The sequence below is a fragment of the Serinicoccus sp. CUA-874 genome, assembly GCF_001942225.1.
In the GTDB taxonomy this organism is placed as follows: Bacteria; Actinomycetota; Actinomycetes; order Actinomycetales; family Dermatophilaceae; genus Ornithinicoccus; species Ornithinicoccus marinus.
This window is the reverse complement of record NZ_MKJZ01000011.1, coordinates 450,927-464,901: the sequence shown is the minus strand read 5'-3', so window position 1 is coordinate 464,901 and position 13,975 is coordinate 450,927. Positions and strand designations below refer to the sequence as shown.

The window sequence follows — 13,975 nt, the reverse complement described above, 5'->3', positions numbered from 1 at the left end:
CTCCCGCAGCACACCACAACGCGGGAGCCAGCGGTGTGCCCAACCACAACCGTCACGAGATCGGATCCAGGCACAGCCAGGTTGACAGCGGGAGTCTGCGTGGTGCACCTGATCCGCGCCTCGATGCGGTTCGTCTCCTACGCCGACCGCAAGGCCGTCGCGGCGATGCTCAAGCCGATCTACACCGCTGCCGACGAGGACGCAGCCCTCATGGCCCTGGCCACGTTCGCCGACTCCAACCTGGGCAAGAAGTACCCCGCGGCCGTGGCGACCTGGGAGAACGCCTGGGACCGCTTCATCCCGTTCCTGGCCTTCGGGCCAGCGCTGCGCAAGGTCATCTACACCACCAACTCCATCGAGTCCCTGAACTACCAGCTGCGCAAGATCATCAAGAACCGCGGCCACTTCCCCAGCGACGACGCCGTCATCAAGCTCCTCTGGCTGTCCATCATGAACATCGAGGACAAACGCGCCCGAGAACGCGCCAAGCAGGCCACCAAGGGCTGAGGTGTGGGGGTCTCGACGGACAGTGGCCCGACAGGGAGAATGTCTCCCGGAAGGAAAGGGTCATCAATGGCAAAGTATCGGAAGTTCACCCCTGAGTACCGTGAGGAAGCGGTGAAGCAGGTCGTGGAGACGTCGACCCCGATCGCTGAGGCGTACTTCGTCTGCACGGCGTCGAGGGCGGCGACGGTGGAGGCGTCCCAGATGTGGCTGTCGGAGACGTCGATGACCACCCGGGCCGGGTCGCCCGCGTAGTCGAACTGGTAGACGAGATCGTTGCTCGTGGCGAAGAACAACTCACCGGAGACCGCGTAGGTGCGCACGTCGGGGGTCCCGTCGCCGTCGACATCGGCCTCGACGACGCGGTCGACCGAGGCGAAGTGGGCGACCCGGCGGGCGAAGAGGATGATCGCCGCGTTGACCCCGACGATGACGCCGTACGCGAGGTTGTGCGTGACGACCGTCACGACGACGGTGAGGATCATGACGAGGTTCTCGCTGTGCGGCATCCGGCGCAGCGTGGCGGGCCGGACGCTGTGCCAGTCGAAGGTCGCGACCGAGACCATGACCATCACCGCGACGAGGGCGGCCATGGGGATCATGCCCACGGCCGGGCCGGCACCGACGACGAGCGCGAGCAGGAAGACGCCGGCGAGGAAGGTCGAGATCCTGGTCCGCGCCCCGGCGACCTTGACGTTGATCATCGTCTGACCGATCATCGCGCAGCCGCCCATGCCGCCGAAGAACCCCGAGGCGAGGTTGGCGACGCCCAGACCCCAGCTCTCGCGGGTCTGTCGGAGTGGGTGTCGGTGACCCCGTCGACCAGCTTGGCGGTCATGAGGGACTCCAGGAGGCCGACGAGCGCCATGGCGAGGGCGTAGGGGGCGATGATCCGCAGGGTCTCCAGCGTCAGCGGCACGTCCGGGACGAGGAGCTCGGGCAGGGAGGTGGGCAGCTCCCCCTGGTCGGAGACGTCCGGCAGCTCCCACCCGGCCGCCCACGCCAGCGCGGTGATGGCGACGATCGCGACGAGCGGGGCGGGGACGACGGTGGTCAGTCGCGGGAGCCCGACCATGATGAGCAGGCCGAGCCCGACCATCGGGTAGACGAGCCACGGCACGTCGATGAGGTAGGGGATCTGCGCCATGAAGATGAGGATCGCCAGGGCGTTGACGAAGCCCACCATGACCATCCGGGGGATGAAGCGCATGAGCTTGGCGACCCCGAGGACCGCCAGCACGATCTGCAGCACCCCGGCCAGCAGCACAGTCGCGAGGAAGTAGTCGAGACCGTACTCCCTGGCCACCGGTGCGATGACCAGGGCCACCGCACCGGTCGCGGCGGTGATCATCGCGGGCCGGCCGCCGACGAAGGCCATCGTCACGGCCATGACGAAGCTGGAGAAGAGACCCACCCGCGGGTCGACCCCGGCGATGATGGAGAAGGAGATCGCCTCGGGGATGAGGGCGAGCGCGACGACGAGGCCGGCGAGGACCTCGGTGCGCAGGCGGCGCGGGTGGCGCAGTGCGGCGCGCGTCGAGGTCTCGCGCTCACCGGCCTCGGGCACGGCGGGGGTCTGGCGTCCCCCGGACGCCGGGGCGGTGGTCGGCTCGGTCATGGGGCTCCTCGGGCAGGCGGGGATCAGGTCAGGGATCGGGGGCGACGGCGGCGTCGGAGGCGTCCGTCAGGGCAGGGGCCGGGACGCGGGAGGGCGACGGGTGGTCACCGTCGCAGCACGGCCAACTCTACCGCAGCGTTAGACTCGGGCGTATGTCGTCCCCCCTCGCCTCGAGCGATGTCCCGGCGCTGGCCTCCCGCCGCCGCACCTTCGCCGTCATCTCCCACCCCGACGCCGGGAAGTCGACGCTCACCGAGGCGCTGGCGCTGCACGCGCAGGCCATCGCCCAGGCCGGAGCCGTGCACGGCAAGGGCGCACGCCGCGGCACGGTCTCCGACTGGCTGGAGATGGAGCAGGCGCGCGGCATCTCCATCACCTCCGCGGTGCTGCAGCTCACCGTCGACGACGTGGTCCTCAACCTGCTCGACACCCCCGGTCACGCCGACTTCTCCGAGGACACCTATCGGGTGCTCTCGGCGGTCGACTGCGCCGTCATGCTGCTGGATGCCGCCAAGGGGCTGGAGCCGCAGACGCTCAAGCTCTTCGAGGCGTGCCGGGTGCGCCGCACCCCGGTCATCACCGTCATCAACAAGTGGGACCGCCCCGGCCAGGAGCCGCTCGCGCTGCTCGACGAGATCCAGCAGCGCCTCGGCGTCACCCCGACCCCGCTGAACTGGCCCGTCGGCATCGCCGGCGACTTCCGCGGCGTGGTCGACGCCGCCACCGGTGGCATGACGCAGTTCACCCGCACCCCCGGTGGAGCGACGGTCGCCGGGCGCGAGGAGCTGGATGCAGGCGAGGCCGCGCGCCGCCACGGCCAGGACTGGCACGCGGCCACCGAGGAGCTGGAGCTGCTCACCGCCTCCGGTCAGGTCCACGACCAGGAGGAGTTCCTCGCCGCCCGGACCACCCCGGTCCTGTTCACCGCCGCCGTCATCAACTTCGGCGTGGCCGAGCTGCTGGAGGCGGTCACCCGCCTGGCGCCCCCGCCCGGGCCGTGGTCCGACGTGCAGGGCGTCGCCCAGCCGGTCGACGGGCCGTTGTCCGGTTTCGTCTTCAAGGTCCAGACCGGCATGGACCGCTCCCACCGGGACCGGATCGCCTTCATGCGCGTGTGCTCCGGCCGTTTCGAGCGAGGGATGGTGCTCACGCACGCCGGCACCGGGCGACCGTTCCAGACGAAGTATGCCCAGTCCGTCTTCGGCCGCGAGCGCGAGACGATCGACGAGGCCTACCCCGGCGACGTCGTCGGCCTGGTCAACGCCCATGCGCTGCACGTCGGTGACACCCTGCACGAGGGCAGGGCCGTGCACTACCCGCCGCTGCCGCGGTTCGCGCCCGAGCACTTCGCCGTCGTGCGGGCCCGGGAGACCGGGCGCTCCAAGCAGTTCCGGCGCGGGATCGACATGCTCGACCAGGAGGGCGTGGTGCAGGTGCTCGTCAGTGACCGCCGGGGCGCCCAGGCTCCCGTGCTCGCGGCCGTGGGACCCATGCAGTTCGAGGTCGCCACCCACCGGCTCGAGCACGAGTTCGGGGCCGAGGCGGTGCTCGAGCCGCTCGGCTACGGCATCGCCCGCCGGACCACCCCGAGCGCCATGCCCGTGGTGGACGGCAAGCACGGGGCTGAGGTGCTGCGCCGCACGGACGGCACCCTGGTCGCGCTCTTCACCGACCGGTGGCGCATGGGAACGGTGGAGTCAGAGCTGCCCAGGGGTAGCCTGCTGCCCATGTTCGGAGCCGACGGCATGGATGCCTCGTGACCGACGTGAGGGGGCCTCTCGTGCACATCGGCGACGTCGCCGAGCGCACCGGCCTCTCGCACCGGACCATCCGCTACTACGAGGAGATGGGGCTGGTCGAGCCGACCGACCGGACCGAGGGCGGCTTCCGGCTCTACGACGACGCCGCAGTCGAGCGGCTCCTGCTCATCAAGCCCATGAAGCCGCTGGGCTTCTCCATCGAGCAGATCCGCGACCTGCTCGGCGCCTTCGACACCCTCGCCGACCCCGCCAGCGGCGACCGGGACCGTGCCGCAGCGCATACCCTGGTGCACCAGACCCACGCCATCGCCGAGGGACGCATCGCTGAGCTCAAGGCCTCGACGGCCCGAGCGGAGGCGTTCACCCGTAGGCTCGGGCAGGTATGGCACGCTCCGGCGCCGCCCGCCCCAGCCACACCCCACCGAACCAAGGAGACCCGTTGAGCCACCCGCACCCCGAGCTGAAGGCACCGCCCTCGCTGCCCCGCAACGCCCTGAGGGTGGTGGCGCTCGGTGGCCTCGGCGAGGTCGGCCGCAACATGGCCGTGCTCGAGCACCGCGGCAAGCTGCTCATCATCGACTGCGGCGTCCTCTTCCCCGAGGAGCACCAGCCCGGGGTGGACGTCATCCTGCCCGACTTCTCCTTCCTGGCCGACCGGTGGCAGGACGTCGTCGGCGTCGTGCTCACCCACGGTCACGAGGACCACATCGGCGGCGTGCCCTACCTCCTGCGCGAGCGTGCGGACATCCCCGTCATCGGCTCCCGCCTGACGCTCGCCTTCATCAGCGCCAAGCTCAAGGAGCACCGGATCAAGCCGAAGACGACCCAGGTCGCCGAGGGCGACCGGCTCTCGCTGGGTCCCTTCGACTGCGAGTTCGTCGCCGTCAACCACTCGATCCCCGACGGCCTGGCCGTCATGGTGCGGACCTCCGCCGGGTCGGTGCTGCACACCGGCGACTTCAAGATGGACCAGTTCCCGCTCGATGACCGGATCACCGACCTGCGCGCCTTCGCCCGGCTGGGCGAGGAGGGGGTCGACCTCTTCATGGTGGACTCCACCAACGCCGAGGTCCCCGGCTTCACCACCGCCGAGAAGGACCTCGGCCCCGCGATCGACACCGTCTTCCGGACCGCCCCGGGGCGCATCGTGGTGTCGAGCTTCGCCAGCCACGTCCACCGCATCCAGCAGGTCCTCGACGCGGCCGCCACCCACAAGCGCAAGGTCGCCTTCGTCGGCCGCTCGATGGTGCGCAACATGAAGATCGCCCAGGACCTGGGCTACCTCAAGGTGCCGCGCGGTCTCGTCGTCGACGTCAAGGAGCTCGACAACCTGCCCCCCACCAAGGTCACGCTGGTCTGCACCGGCTCCCAGGGAGAGCCCATGGCGGCGCTGTCGCGGATGGCCAACCGCGACCACCAGATCCACGTGGGCGAGGGTGACACCGTGCTGCTCGCCAGCTCGCTCATCCCCGGCAACGAGAACGCCGTCTCCCGGATCATCAACGGCCTCACCCGGTGGGGCGCCAAGATCGTCCACCAGGGCAACGCCAAGGTCCACGTCTCCGGCCACGCCAGCGCCGGCGAGCTCGTCTACTGCTACAACATCATCAAGCCGCGCAACGTCATGCCGGTCCACGGCGAATGGCGCCACCTGCGGGCCAACGCCGACCTGGCCATCTCCACCGGGATGCACCCCGACAACGTCGTGGTCGTCGACGACGGCATGGTCGTCGACCTCGTCGACGGCCGGGTCAAGGTCACCGGCAAGGTCCGCGCCGGCTACGTCTACGTCTCGGCGGGCGCCGTCGGCGACGTCACCGAGGACGAGCTGCGCGACCGGCTCACCCTCAGCCAGCAGGGCACCGTCACCGTCGTCGCCCTCGTCGACGCCGAGACGGGAGCGCTGACCGAGCCCCCGGACTTCGTGGCCCGCGGCCTGGGCACCGACGAGAAGATGTTCGACGCCGCCATCCCGGCGATCGAGAAGGCCCTCGCCGAAGCCGCCAGCCAGGGCATCGGCGACCCCCACGAGCTCGAGCAGCGCATCGCCCGCGCGGTCTCGCGGTGGGCCTTCCGCAAGCACCGCCGCAACCCGCTGGTCGTGCCGGTCGTCATCGAGGCCTGATCGACGTCGCCGCCGGTGGTGCGCGGGCCCGATGGAGGGCACGCGCACCGCGGCGGGGTTGGTAGCCTGAGGCGCATGTCCCGCCCGACCGACCGCTGCCCCACCGTCAGCGGCCTGTCCAGGGCGGGTCTGCCATGAGCCTCCTGTGGACCCTGGTCATCTCCGCGGTGACGGTCCTCGCGACCTTTCCCCTGACGCGCTTCCTCGGCCGACACGCCGGGTGGCCGATCGCCGCGCTCTACCTCGCCGCGGCGGCCGCGTACTGGCCGGCCGCGACGCAGGTCATGGCGGGAGGCACCCCGACCTGGTCCATCCCCTGGGTGCCGACCCTCGGCCTGGAGCTGTCGCTGCGGGCCGACGGCCTCGGCACGATCTTCACCTTCATCGCCCTGGTCATCGGCGCGATCGTGCTCGCCTACTCCACGGCATACCTCAAGCCGGGGCGCAACCTCACCTTCTACTTCTACATGGCGATGTTCACCGTCTCCATGGTCGGGCTGGTGCTGGCGGACGACCTCATCCTGCTCTTCCTGTGCTGGGAGCTCACCAGCTCGCCAGCTTCTTCCTCATCGCCCGCTCGGGGTATGCCGGTGAGGCCGCCTCGCTGCGCACCCTGCTCATCACCTTCCTCGGGGGGCTCGGGCTGCTCGCCGCGGTCACGGCGATCGCCGTCCGCACCGGCACCACGACGCTGTCCGAGGCGCTCGCTCACGAGGTGTGGGACACCAGCCCGGGGTTCACCGCCACCATCGCCCTGCTGGTCATCCTCGCGGCCTTCACCAAGTCGGCGCAGTTCCCCTTCCACGTGTGGCTGCCCGACGCGATGGCGGCGGCGACGCCGGTCAGCGCCTACCTCCACGCCGCAGCCGTGGTCAAGGCCGGGATCTTCCTGCTCATGCGCTTCTCCCCGGCCTTCCACGACGTGCCGGTGTGGAACATCCTGCTCATCACCACCGGGCTGGTCACCTGTGGGATCGGCGGCTGGTTCGCCCTGCAGAAGACCGACCTCAAGAAGCTCATGGCCTACTCCACGGTCAGCCAGCTCGGGCTCATCGTCGCCACCATCGGCGTCGGCACGGAGTATGCCCTCGCCGCGGCGATGCTGCACGTCATCGCGCACGCGCTCTTCAAGTCCGGGCTCTTCATGATGGTCGGCGTCGTCGACCACGCGGCCGGCACCCGCGACGTGCGCCGCCTGCCCGTCCTCTCCAGCGCGATGCCGATCGCCTTCTGGGTCACCGTGCTCGGCTGCGCCTCGATGGCCGGGGTGCCCCCCATGCTGGGCTTCGTCTCCAAGGAGAGCATCCTCACCTCGATGCTCGAGTCGCCCTTCGGCGCGCTCGCCGCGTGGGCGGCCTTCCTCGGCGTGGCCCTCACCGCGGTGCTGACCTTCGCCTACTGCGCCAAGATCGTCTTCAACGGCTTCTACGACGGACGGGGCCAGGCCAAGTGGCCCGAGGACCGCCCGCTGCACACGACGCCGTGGGCGCTGGGCACCTTCGCCGCCCTGCCCATCGTGGCCGGCCTGCCGCTCGCGATCCTCGTCGGCATCTTCGACACCCCGGTCGGTCGGGCCACGGCGGCGATGCTCCCCGCCGGCGTCGAGGAGCCCCACCCGCACTTCGCGCTCTGGCACGGCGTCAACCTCGAGCTGGTCACCTCGCTGGCCATCATCGGCGTGGGCGTCTTCGTCATCCTGCGCCGCCGGTTCTTCTTCCCCGCCCGCGAGCACGACACCTTCTCCTTCGACGGTGCCGACGTCATCCGGGTCATCAACGACACCGCCGCCGACGTCGGCAAGGCCCTGGCCGCCCTGGTCCGCGCCGACAACCCCACGCGGCACGTGGCCGTGCAGTTCGTGGCCTTCGCCGCCCTCGTGCTCGGGGGCGTGGCCGCCCTCATCTCCGGCGACCACCTCCTTCCCGTCCAGGAGGGCCTGGTCAGCCCGATCGACGTCGTCGTGCTCGTCATCATCGCGGTGGCGGTCGGGGTGCTCGTGCGGGCCAACTCCCGGCTCGCCGCGGTTGTCGCCCTGTCGACGGTGGGCGCCGCGGTCACCGTCCAGATCTTCGCCCTCGGCGCGCCCGACGTCGGCATGACGCAGCTGCTCGTCGAGGCGCTCACCGTGCTCATGATCATGCTCGTCCTGCAGCGGCTGCCGCAGACCTTCGGCCGGGGCCCGCGCTGGGGCAACAAGGCGGCGCTCTCGCTCGCCCTCATCGGCGGCCTCTCGGCCGGCGTGGCCACCTGGGCGCTCACCGGTCGTCGCGACCGCAGCGAGATCGCGCTGTGGTACCTCACCGAGGGTCCGGTCGAGACCAGTGGCGACAACGTCGTCAACACCATCCTCGTGGAGTTCCGGGCCCTCGACACCTTCGGCGAGCTCACCGTGCTCGGCATGGCCGCGGTCGCCATGGTCGCGATCCTCTCAACGGTCCGCGACACCTACCTCGATCCGCCGCCGGAGCACGACCGCAACTACGTCGCCCCGCCCGAGGTGCCGCTGCGCGAGCGCGGCTCCACGGCATACCGCGCCGTGACCGAGTCCTGGGGCAACGCCGTCCCGATGCAGCTCATGGTGCGCGTCACCGCCCCGCTGCTCGCGGCGATCTCCGCGATCCTCTTCTTCCGCGGCCACAACTCCCCCGGCGGCGGCTTCATCGCCGCGCTCGTCGGCTCCGCGATCGTCGCCCTCATCTACCTCGCGACCTCCCGGGACCGCGCCGTCGGCCCGCCGCGGCTCCCGCTGCGCCTCGTCGCGCTGGGCGTGCTCATCGCCGTCGGCACCGGCATCTGGGGGATGCTCGGCCACGCCTCGTTCCTCGAGCCGCTGCACACCTACGTCTTCGACATCCGCCTGACCACCTCGATGGTCTTCGACCTCGGCGTCTACCTCGCGGTCCTCGGGCTGGTCATGGAGGCCTTCAACCTGCTCGGCGCCACCGGTGGCCGCGAGGGCACCCGCGAGCGCGCGGACGAGTCCGTCGAGGGCGAGATCAGCGGCCCCATGGACACCTCCCGCGGCGAGCGGTATGCCGAGGAGCGCCGCGGCATACCGGGTCGTGGCTCGACCTACCTCCAGCAGGACCTCCCGCCCCGACCCGGAGGTGGCACGCCGTGATCATCCCGCTGACCGTCGGCGTCCTCACCGCCGGAGCCATCTACCTCATGCTGCAGCGCGGCATGGTCCGGATCATCTTCGGCCTGTCGCTGCTGGCGCACGCCGCCAACCTGCTCATCCTGTCCGCCGGTGTCACCGCCTGGCGGGGGGAGCCGCTGCCCGGCCGCGCCGGCGTCGAGGACGCCGGTGACCCGTTGCCGCAGGCTTCGTGCTGACCGCCATCGTCATCGCGCTCGCCGTCACCGTGCTCATGCTCGCCATGGCCGTCATCGGGCACAACGACGACACCAAGCGGATGCCGGAGACCGGGGAGGCGCGCCGCCGATGATCATGACCGCCGCCCTCCTGCCGCTGCTCGCCGCGATCCCGATCGCGGCGGCCGCGGCCACCGTGCTCTGGCGCAACCCGGTCTGGCAGCGTGCCTGGCTGCTGGGCATACCCGTGCTCACCGGGCTGGCCGGGCTCGACCTGCTCGGCCAGCACCGGGACACCCCGGTGCTGGCCGAGAACGTCGGCGCCTTCGTGCCCGGGGTGGCGATCCCCTTCGTCTCGGACACCTTCAGCGCGCTCATGATCCTGGTGACCTCGTTCACCGTGCTCATGTGCCTGGTCTTCATGGTCATCACCCGCGAGGACCGCTACCGGCTGCTCACGCCGCTGGTACTGATGCTGATCGGTGGCGTCAACGGCGCCTTCCTCACCGGCGACCTGTTCAACCTCTTCGTCTTCGTCGAGGTCATGCTGCTGCCGAGCTACGCGCTCATCGCGATCACCGGCACGTGGCGGCGGCTCGGGGTGGGCCGGACCTTCGTCGTCGTCAACCTGCTGACCAGCACGATCCTGCTCATCGGGGTCGGCCTGGTCTACGCCACCGCCGAGACCGTCAACCTCGCGCTGCTCGTGGGCGCCGGCACCGACCCGCGCACCGCGCTGAGCTCGGGGGTGGTGCTGCTCGCGCTGGCGATCAAGGCCGCGCTCGTGCCGATGCACACCTGGTTGCCGCGCAGCTACCCCGCCACCTCGGCCGCGGTCATGGGGCTCTTCTCGGCGCTGCACACCAAGGTCGCGCTCTACGCGCTGTTCCGGATCACCTCCACGCTCTACGAGGGACGGCCGCCGTGGGCGCTGGTCCTGGCCGTCCTCGTCGGTCTCTCGATCGTCATCGCGTCCTACAGCACCTTGGGCGAGCGGGTCATGCGCCGGGCGCTGTCCTGGCAGCTGGTGGCCAGCACCGGTCACGCACTGCTGGGCCTGCTCCTCTTCACGCAGTTCTCACTCGGCGCCGGCATCTTCTACACGGTCCACAGCATCGTGACCATGGGGGCGCTGATCCTCGGTGCCGGGGCGATCGAGCAGGTCTACGGCTCGGGGCGCTACGAGCGGCTGTCCGGGATCATCCGGCGAGACCGCATGCTCACGATCGGGTATGCCCTCGCGCTCATGTCGATCGTCGGGCTGCCGCCCAGCGCGGGCTTCTTCGCCAAGGTCGTCCTGGTGCAGGCGTCGGCGCAGGCCGGCGGCGCCTGGCAGGCGGTCTTCGTCACGCTGATCTGCATCGGGGCGCTGGGATCCCTCGTGGCGATGCAGCGGTTGTGGGTCGGCGTCTTCTGGGGCCCGGACATGGAGGACTACCTCCCCGACTCCCCCGAGACGGGGCGCGGCCCGAAGACGAAGCTCACCGACGACGTGCGGGTCACTCCCCGGCTCATGGCACCGATGGCCGTGCTCGTGGTAACCCAGCTGGCGATGTTCGTCCTCGCCGGGCCGCTGATGGAGATCACGACGCGGGCCGCGACCGGCCTGGTGGACCTCGCCCCCTACGTCGAGGCGGTGCTCGGATGATCGTCAACCCGCTACGGGTCGTCGTCTACGGCGGCTGGCTCGCGTCCGAGGTGATCCGCGGCGCGCTGCGGATCGGCGTCGACGTGGTGACGCCGGGGCTGCGCATGTCCCCGGCCATCGTCGCGCTGCCGCTGCACTGCGAGACCGACCTGGAGATCAGCACCATGGCCTCCTCCATCACCATCACGCCGGGGACCATCACCGTCGGCATCGCCCCCCGGACGGGAGACTCCCCGCCGACGCTCTACGTGCACGCGCTCTACGGCACCGACCGCGAGGAGGTCGTCACCGAGCTGCGCGGCATGGAGCGTCGGCTGCTGACCGTGACTCGCGGGCCCCGCCGCAGCGAGCGCACGATGGAGGTGGAGCCTCGTGAGCCTCATCGTCTGGACGACTGTCGGCATCCTGCTGCTCGCGGCGGTGCTGGGGCTGGTCCGGGTCATGACCGCCCGCGACGACGCCTCGGTCGCGGCGGTCAGCGACCTGGTCTACTTCTGCGCGGTCGGGATCTTCCTCATGATCGGCATGGCCTCGGGGTCGGTCGTCCTGCTCGACGTCGCCTCGTTGGCGGCACTGGTCGGCATCCTCGCGACCGTCTCCCTGGCCCGCATCCTCACCAGGGGGCAGCGATGAACGTCGTCCTGCTCGTGGTCGTCGGCGTGCTGTGCATCGGCGGCGCGCTCTTCGTGCTGACCAGCGCGCTGGCGATGCTGCGGGCCCGCGACGGGCTGTCCCGGATCAACGTGCTCTCCGGCGCGACCGGCATGGGCATCCCGTGGATGGTGACCGGCGTCTACGTCCACCACGTCTGGACCCACGGCTTCGACGTCGTCGACCTGATCAAGCTCCTGGTGGCGATCGCCGGCTTCATCATCATGAGCTCGGTGGCCTCCAACGCGCTCGGCCGCGCCGCCTACCGCTCGGGCGCCCCGCTCGACCCGGCGACCGAGCCCAACGACCTCGCCTGAGGGTGCGCACCGCTGGCTCGGCCCACGTCCCGGCCGAGCGTCGTCCGTGGTTGCTCAGACGCCGCCGTGCAGCGCCGCGAGCTCGGCCTCCATGACCTGCTCGTCGTCCGCGTCCAGGCGCACGTGCGCGAGCAGCGTGTGCAGGACCCGCAGCGCGGACGCCGCCCGCTCCCCCCAGGAGGACAGGTAGCTGAACTGCCACCACCACATCGCCTCGGTGGGTCGGCCCGCCACGAAGTGCTCACGCCCGTGCGCGAGGTCCGCCGCTACGGCGACCAGGTCGTCGGTCAGCGACCCACGGGTGACCTCGCCGGTGAGCACCGGGTCCTCCAGGTCGCAGTAGTCGTCCAGCCCGCCGAGCAGGTCGTGCAGCTGCTCCCGGATGCGCTCCAGGTCGGCGTCCGGGCCCGCGTCCGGCTCGAAGCGTTCCCGCGGCACCACGTCGACCAGGGCACCCAGTCGGGCGCCGGCGGAGCAGAGCTGTCCCACGCTGAGCAGCAGCAACGGCAGCACCGTCCCGGCCTCGTCGCCGGAGGCGACCGTCTCCAGGCTGGTGAAGTAGGCCTCCACCTCGGCGTGCATGTCCTGCGCCGGCTGCGTCCAGTCCTCGTCGACCATGCACCCACCCTAGGGGTAGATGACCGCGGACCTCAGGACCAGACTCCACTCGACCTGCGCCGCCCCGTGCGCAGGCCCGGCGGCAGTGCTGGCTCAGCCCGCGGTCGAGGTGGGCGCGGAGATCATCCGGCGGCCCTCGAAGGCGCGGCCGAGGGTGACCTCGTCGGCATACTCCAGGTCGCCGCCCACCGGCAGGCCGGAGGCGAGCCGGCTGACCCGCACTCCCTCGTAGGGCTTGAGCAGCCGGGCGATGTAGGTGGCCGTGGCCTCCCCCTCGAGGTTGGGGTCGGTGGCGATGATGACCTCGGCGACCTCGCCGTCGGCCAGGCGCGCGACCAGCTCACGGACGCGCAGGTCCTCCGGCCCGACCCCGCCGATCGGGTTGATGGCCCCGCCGAGCACGTGGTAGCGGCCCCGGAACTCGCGGGTCCGCTCGATCGCCGCGACGTCCTGGCTCTGCTCCACGACGCAGATCATGCTCGGGTCACGCCGGTCGTCCAGGCAGATGCGGCACCGCTGCGCTTCGGCGACGTTGCCGCAGATCTCGCAGAAGCGCACCTTCTCCCGGATCTGCAGCAGTGCCTCGGCGAGCCGGGTGATGTCCTCCGGGTCGGCCCCCAGCAGGTGGAAGGCGATGCGCTGAGCACCCTTGGGACCGACGCCGGGCAGCCGGCCGAGCTCGTCGATCAGGTCCTGGACCACGCCTTCATACACAGCACGCCACTGTATGCCGTGCCACCGACACCCGCGCCCACGGCACGCCCGCCGCCCTGGCCGCCGTCGGGACGCGCTCAGGCGGGCAGGTCGCCGGAGCGCTGGGCGTACTCCCCGGCCCACTCCTGCCCGGACATGGCCAGGATGCGCTGCATGACCTCGTCGGTCAGCTCGCGCCGGGCGCGTCCCTGCGGCACGCCGTCGAAGCGTCCGGTGACCTCGATCGGGGTGCCGAACTCGACGCGCACCTTCGCCCGACGGGGGAGCCGGGAGCCGACTGGCTGGATGTCCTGCGTGCCTTGGAGCGCCACCGGCACGATCGGGCAACCTGCCTCGAGCGCCAGCCAGGCCACCCCCGTCTTGCCGCGGTAGAGGCGGCCGTCGCGCGACCGGGTACCCTCCGGGTAGATGCCGAAGCGCCCCCCTCGCGCAGGTGCGTCAGGGCCAGGTCCAGCGACTTCTGGGCGGCGCGGGTGTCGTCGCGGTCCACGGGGATCGAGCCGACGCCGGTGAACCACTCGCGGCTGATCCAGCCGCGCACGCCGGTCCCCGTGAAGTACTCCGACTTGGCCAGGAAGGCCACCTGCCGCGGCGAGGTGAGCGGGATGACCACGCTGTCGATGAAGGAGCGGTGGTTGCTCGCGAGGATCACCGGGCCCTGCATCGGGACGTGCTCCCGGCCGACCACCTCGGGCCGCCAGATCG

12 protein-coding genes and 4 pseudogenes are annotated in these 13,975 nt (G+C 71.0%); 10 read left to right on the top strand and 6 right to left on the bottom strand.

Going from position 1 to position 13,975, the window contains the following annotated elements; all coding sequences use genetic code 11:
- Window positions 1-84: 84 nt before the first annotated feature.
- Window positions 85-501: pseudogene (locus BJF80_RS05935) on the top strand (transposase); the annotation flags it as partial.
- A gap of 152 nt (window positions 502-653) precedes the next feature.
- Here BJF80_RS05935 and BJF80_RS05930 read toward each other — a convergent pair.
- Window positions 654-2,122, bottom strand: a pseudogene (locus BJF80_RS05930) (SulP family inorganic anion transporter); the annotation flags it as partial.
- Between the two features lie 152 nt (window positions 2,123-2,274).
- Here BJF80_RS05930 and BJF80_RS05925 point away from each other — a divergent pair.
- The 3 genes from BJF80_RS05925 to BJF80_RS05915 are packed head-to-tail and all read left to right on the top strand — an operon-like array spanning window position 2,275 to window position 6,007.
- Window positions 2,275-3,882, top strand: a complete 1,608-nt coding sequence (locus BJF80_RS05925) for a peptide chain release factor 3 (protein WP_075812138.1) — start codon at window positions 2,275-2,277, stop codon at window positions 3,880-3,882.
- Window positions 3,879-4,325: a MerR family transcriptional regulator gene (locus BJF80_RS05920; RefSeq protein WP_075812136.1), complete on the top strand. Its 447-nt coding sequence runs from the start codon at window positions 3,879-3,881 to the stop codon at window positions 4,323-4,325. Before BJF80_RS05925 ends, BJF80_RS05920 begins: the two co-directional genes overlap by 4 nt.
- Window positions 4,322-6,007 carry a ribonuclease J gene (locus tag BJF80_RS05915; protein WP_010148264.1) on the top strand — a complete coding sequence of 562 codons (1,686 nt, stop codon included), beginning with the start codon at window positions 4,322-4,324 and terminating at the stop codon, window positions 6,005-6,007. The genes BJF80_RS05920 and BJF80_RS05915 overlap by 4 nt, the downstream gene beginning before the upstream one ends.
- Before the next feature lie 238 nt (window positions 6,008-6,245).
- Here the strand turns inward: BJF80_RS05915 and BJF80_RS19840 are convergent, their stop codons facing one another.
- The gene (locus BJF80_RS19840; RefSeq protein WP_237767446.1) at window positions 6,246-6,404 is read right to left on the bottom strand and encodes a hypothetical protein; all 159 of its coding nucleotides are present in this window, start codon (window positions 6,402-6,404) and stop codon (window positions 6,246-6,248) included.
- A gap of 135 nt (window positions 6,405-6,539) precedes the next feature.
- Here BJF80_RS19840 and mbhE point away from each other — a divergent pair, with 135 nt between their 5' ends.
- The 6 genes and pseudogenes from mbhE (at window position 6,540) to BJF80_RS05885 (ending at window position 11,938) form a co-directional block, all read left to right on the top strand.
- A complete protein-coding gene (mbhE, locus tag BJF80_RS05910) occupies window positions 6,540-9,128 on the top strand; it encodes a hydrogen gas-evolving membrane-bound hydrogenase subunit E (protein WP_237767445.1) in 2,589 nt (862 codons plus the stop codon).
- Window positions 9,125-9,343, top strand: a complete 219-nt coding sequence (locus BJF80_RS05905; RefSeq protein WP_414899281.1) for an NADH-quinone oxidoreductase subunit K — start codon at window positions 9,125-9,127, stop codon at window positions 9,341-9,343. The genes mbhE and BJF80_RS05905 overlap by 4 nt, the downstream gene beginning before the upstream one ends.
- 115 nt (window positions 9,344-9,458) lie before the next feature.
- Entirely contained in the window at window positions 9,459-10,970 is a 1,512-nt protein-coding gene (locus BJF80_RS05900; protein WP_075812207.1) for a proton-conducting transporter transmembrane domain-containing protein, read from the top strand.
- Window positions 10,967-11,233, top strand: a pseudogene (locus BJF80_RS05895) (Na+/H+ antiporter subunit E); the annotation flags it as partial. The gene BJF80_RS05900 and the pseudogene BJF80_RS05895, both read left to right, overlap by 4 nt.
- A gap of 109 nt (window positions 11,234-11,342) precedes the next feature.
- Complete coding sequence (locus BJF80_RS05890; protein WP_075812205.1) at window positions 11,343-11,603, top strand: monovalent cation/H+ antiporter complex subunit F; 261 nt, start codon at window positions 11,343-11,345, stop codon at window positions 11,601-11,603.
- Complete coding sequence (locus BJF80_RS05885; RefSeq protein ID WP_022925412.1) at window positions 11,600-11,938, top strand: cation:proton antiporter; 339 nt, start codon at window positions 11,600-11,602, stop codon at window positions 11,936-11,938. Before BJF80_RS05890 ends, BJF80_RS05885 begins: the two co-directional genes overlap by 4 nt.
- Before the next feature lie 54 nt (window positions 11,939-11,992).
- On the opposite strand, the gene BJF80_RS05880 is transcribed toward BJF80_RS05885, so the two are convergent.
- The 4 genes and pseudogenes from BJF80_RS05880 to BJF80_RS21075 all read right to left on the bottom strand — a co-directional run.
- Window positions 11,993-12,556, bottom strand: coding sequence for a DUF5063 domain-containing protein (locus BJF80_RS05880; protein WP_075812134.1), 564 nt, complete (start codon window positions 12,554-12,556; stop codon window positions 11,993-11,995).
- A gap of 93 nt (window positions 12,557-12,649) precedes the next feature.
- Window positions 12,650-13,270, bottom strand: coding sequence for a recombination mediator RecR (recR, locus tag BJF80_RS05875; protein ID WP_075812132.1), 621 nt, complete (start codon window positions 13,268-13,270; stop codon window positions 12,650-12,652).
- A gap of 77 nt (window positions 13,271-13,347) precedes the next feature.
- Window positions 13,348-13,623 (bottom strand): lysophospholipid acyltransferase family protein, encoded by a 276-nt coding sequence (locus BJF80_RS21080; RefSeq protein ID WP_321166350.1) that lies wholly within the window; start codon window positions 13,621-13,623, stop codon window positions 13,348-13,350.
- A gap of 9 nt (window positions 13,624-13,632) precedes the next feature.
- Window positions 13,633-13,934, bottom strand: a pseudogene (locus BJF80_RS21075) (lysophospholipid acyltransferase family protein); the annotation flags it as partial.
- Window positions 13,935-13,975: the final 41 nt, after the last annotated feature.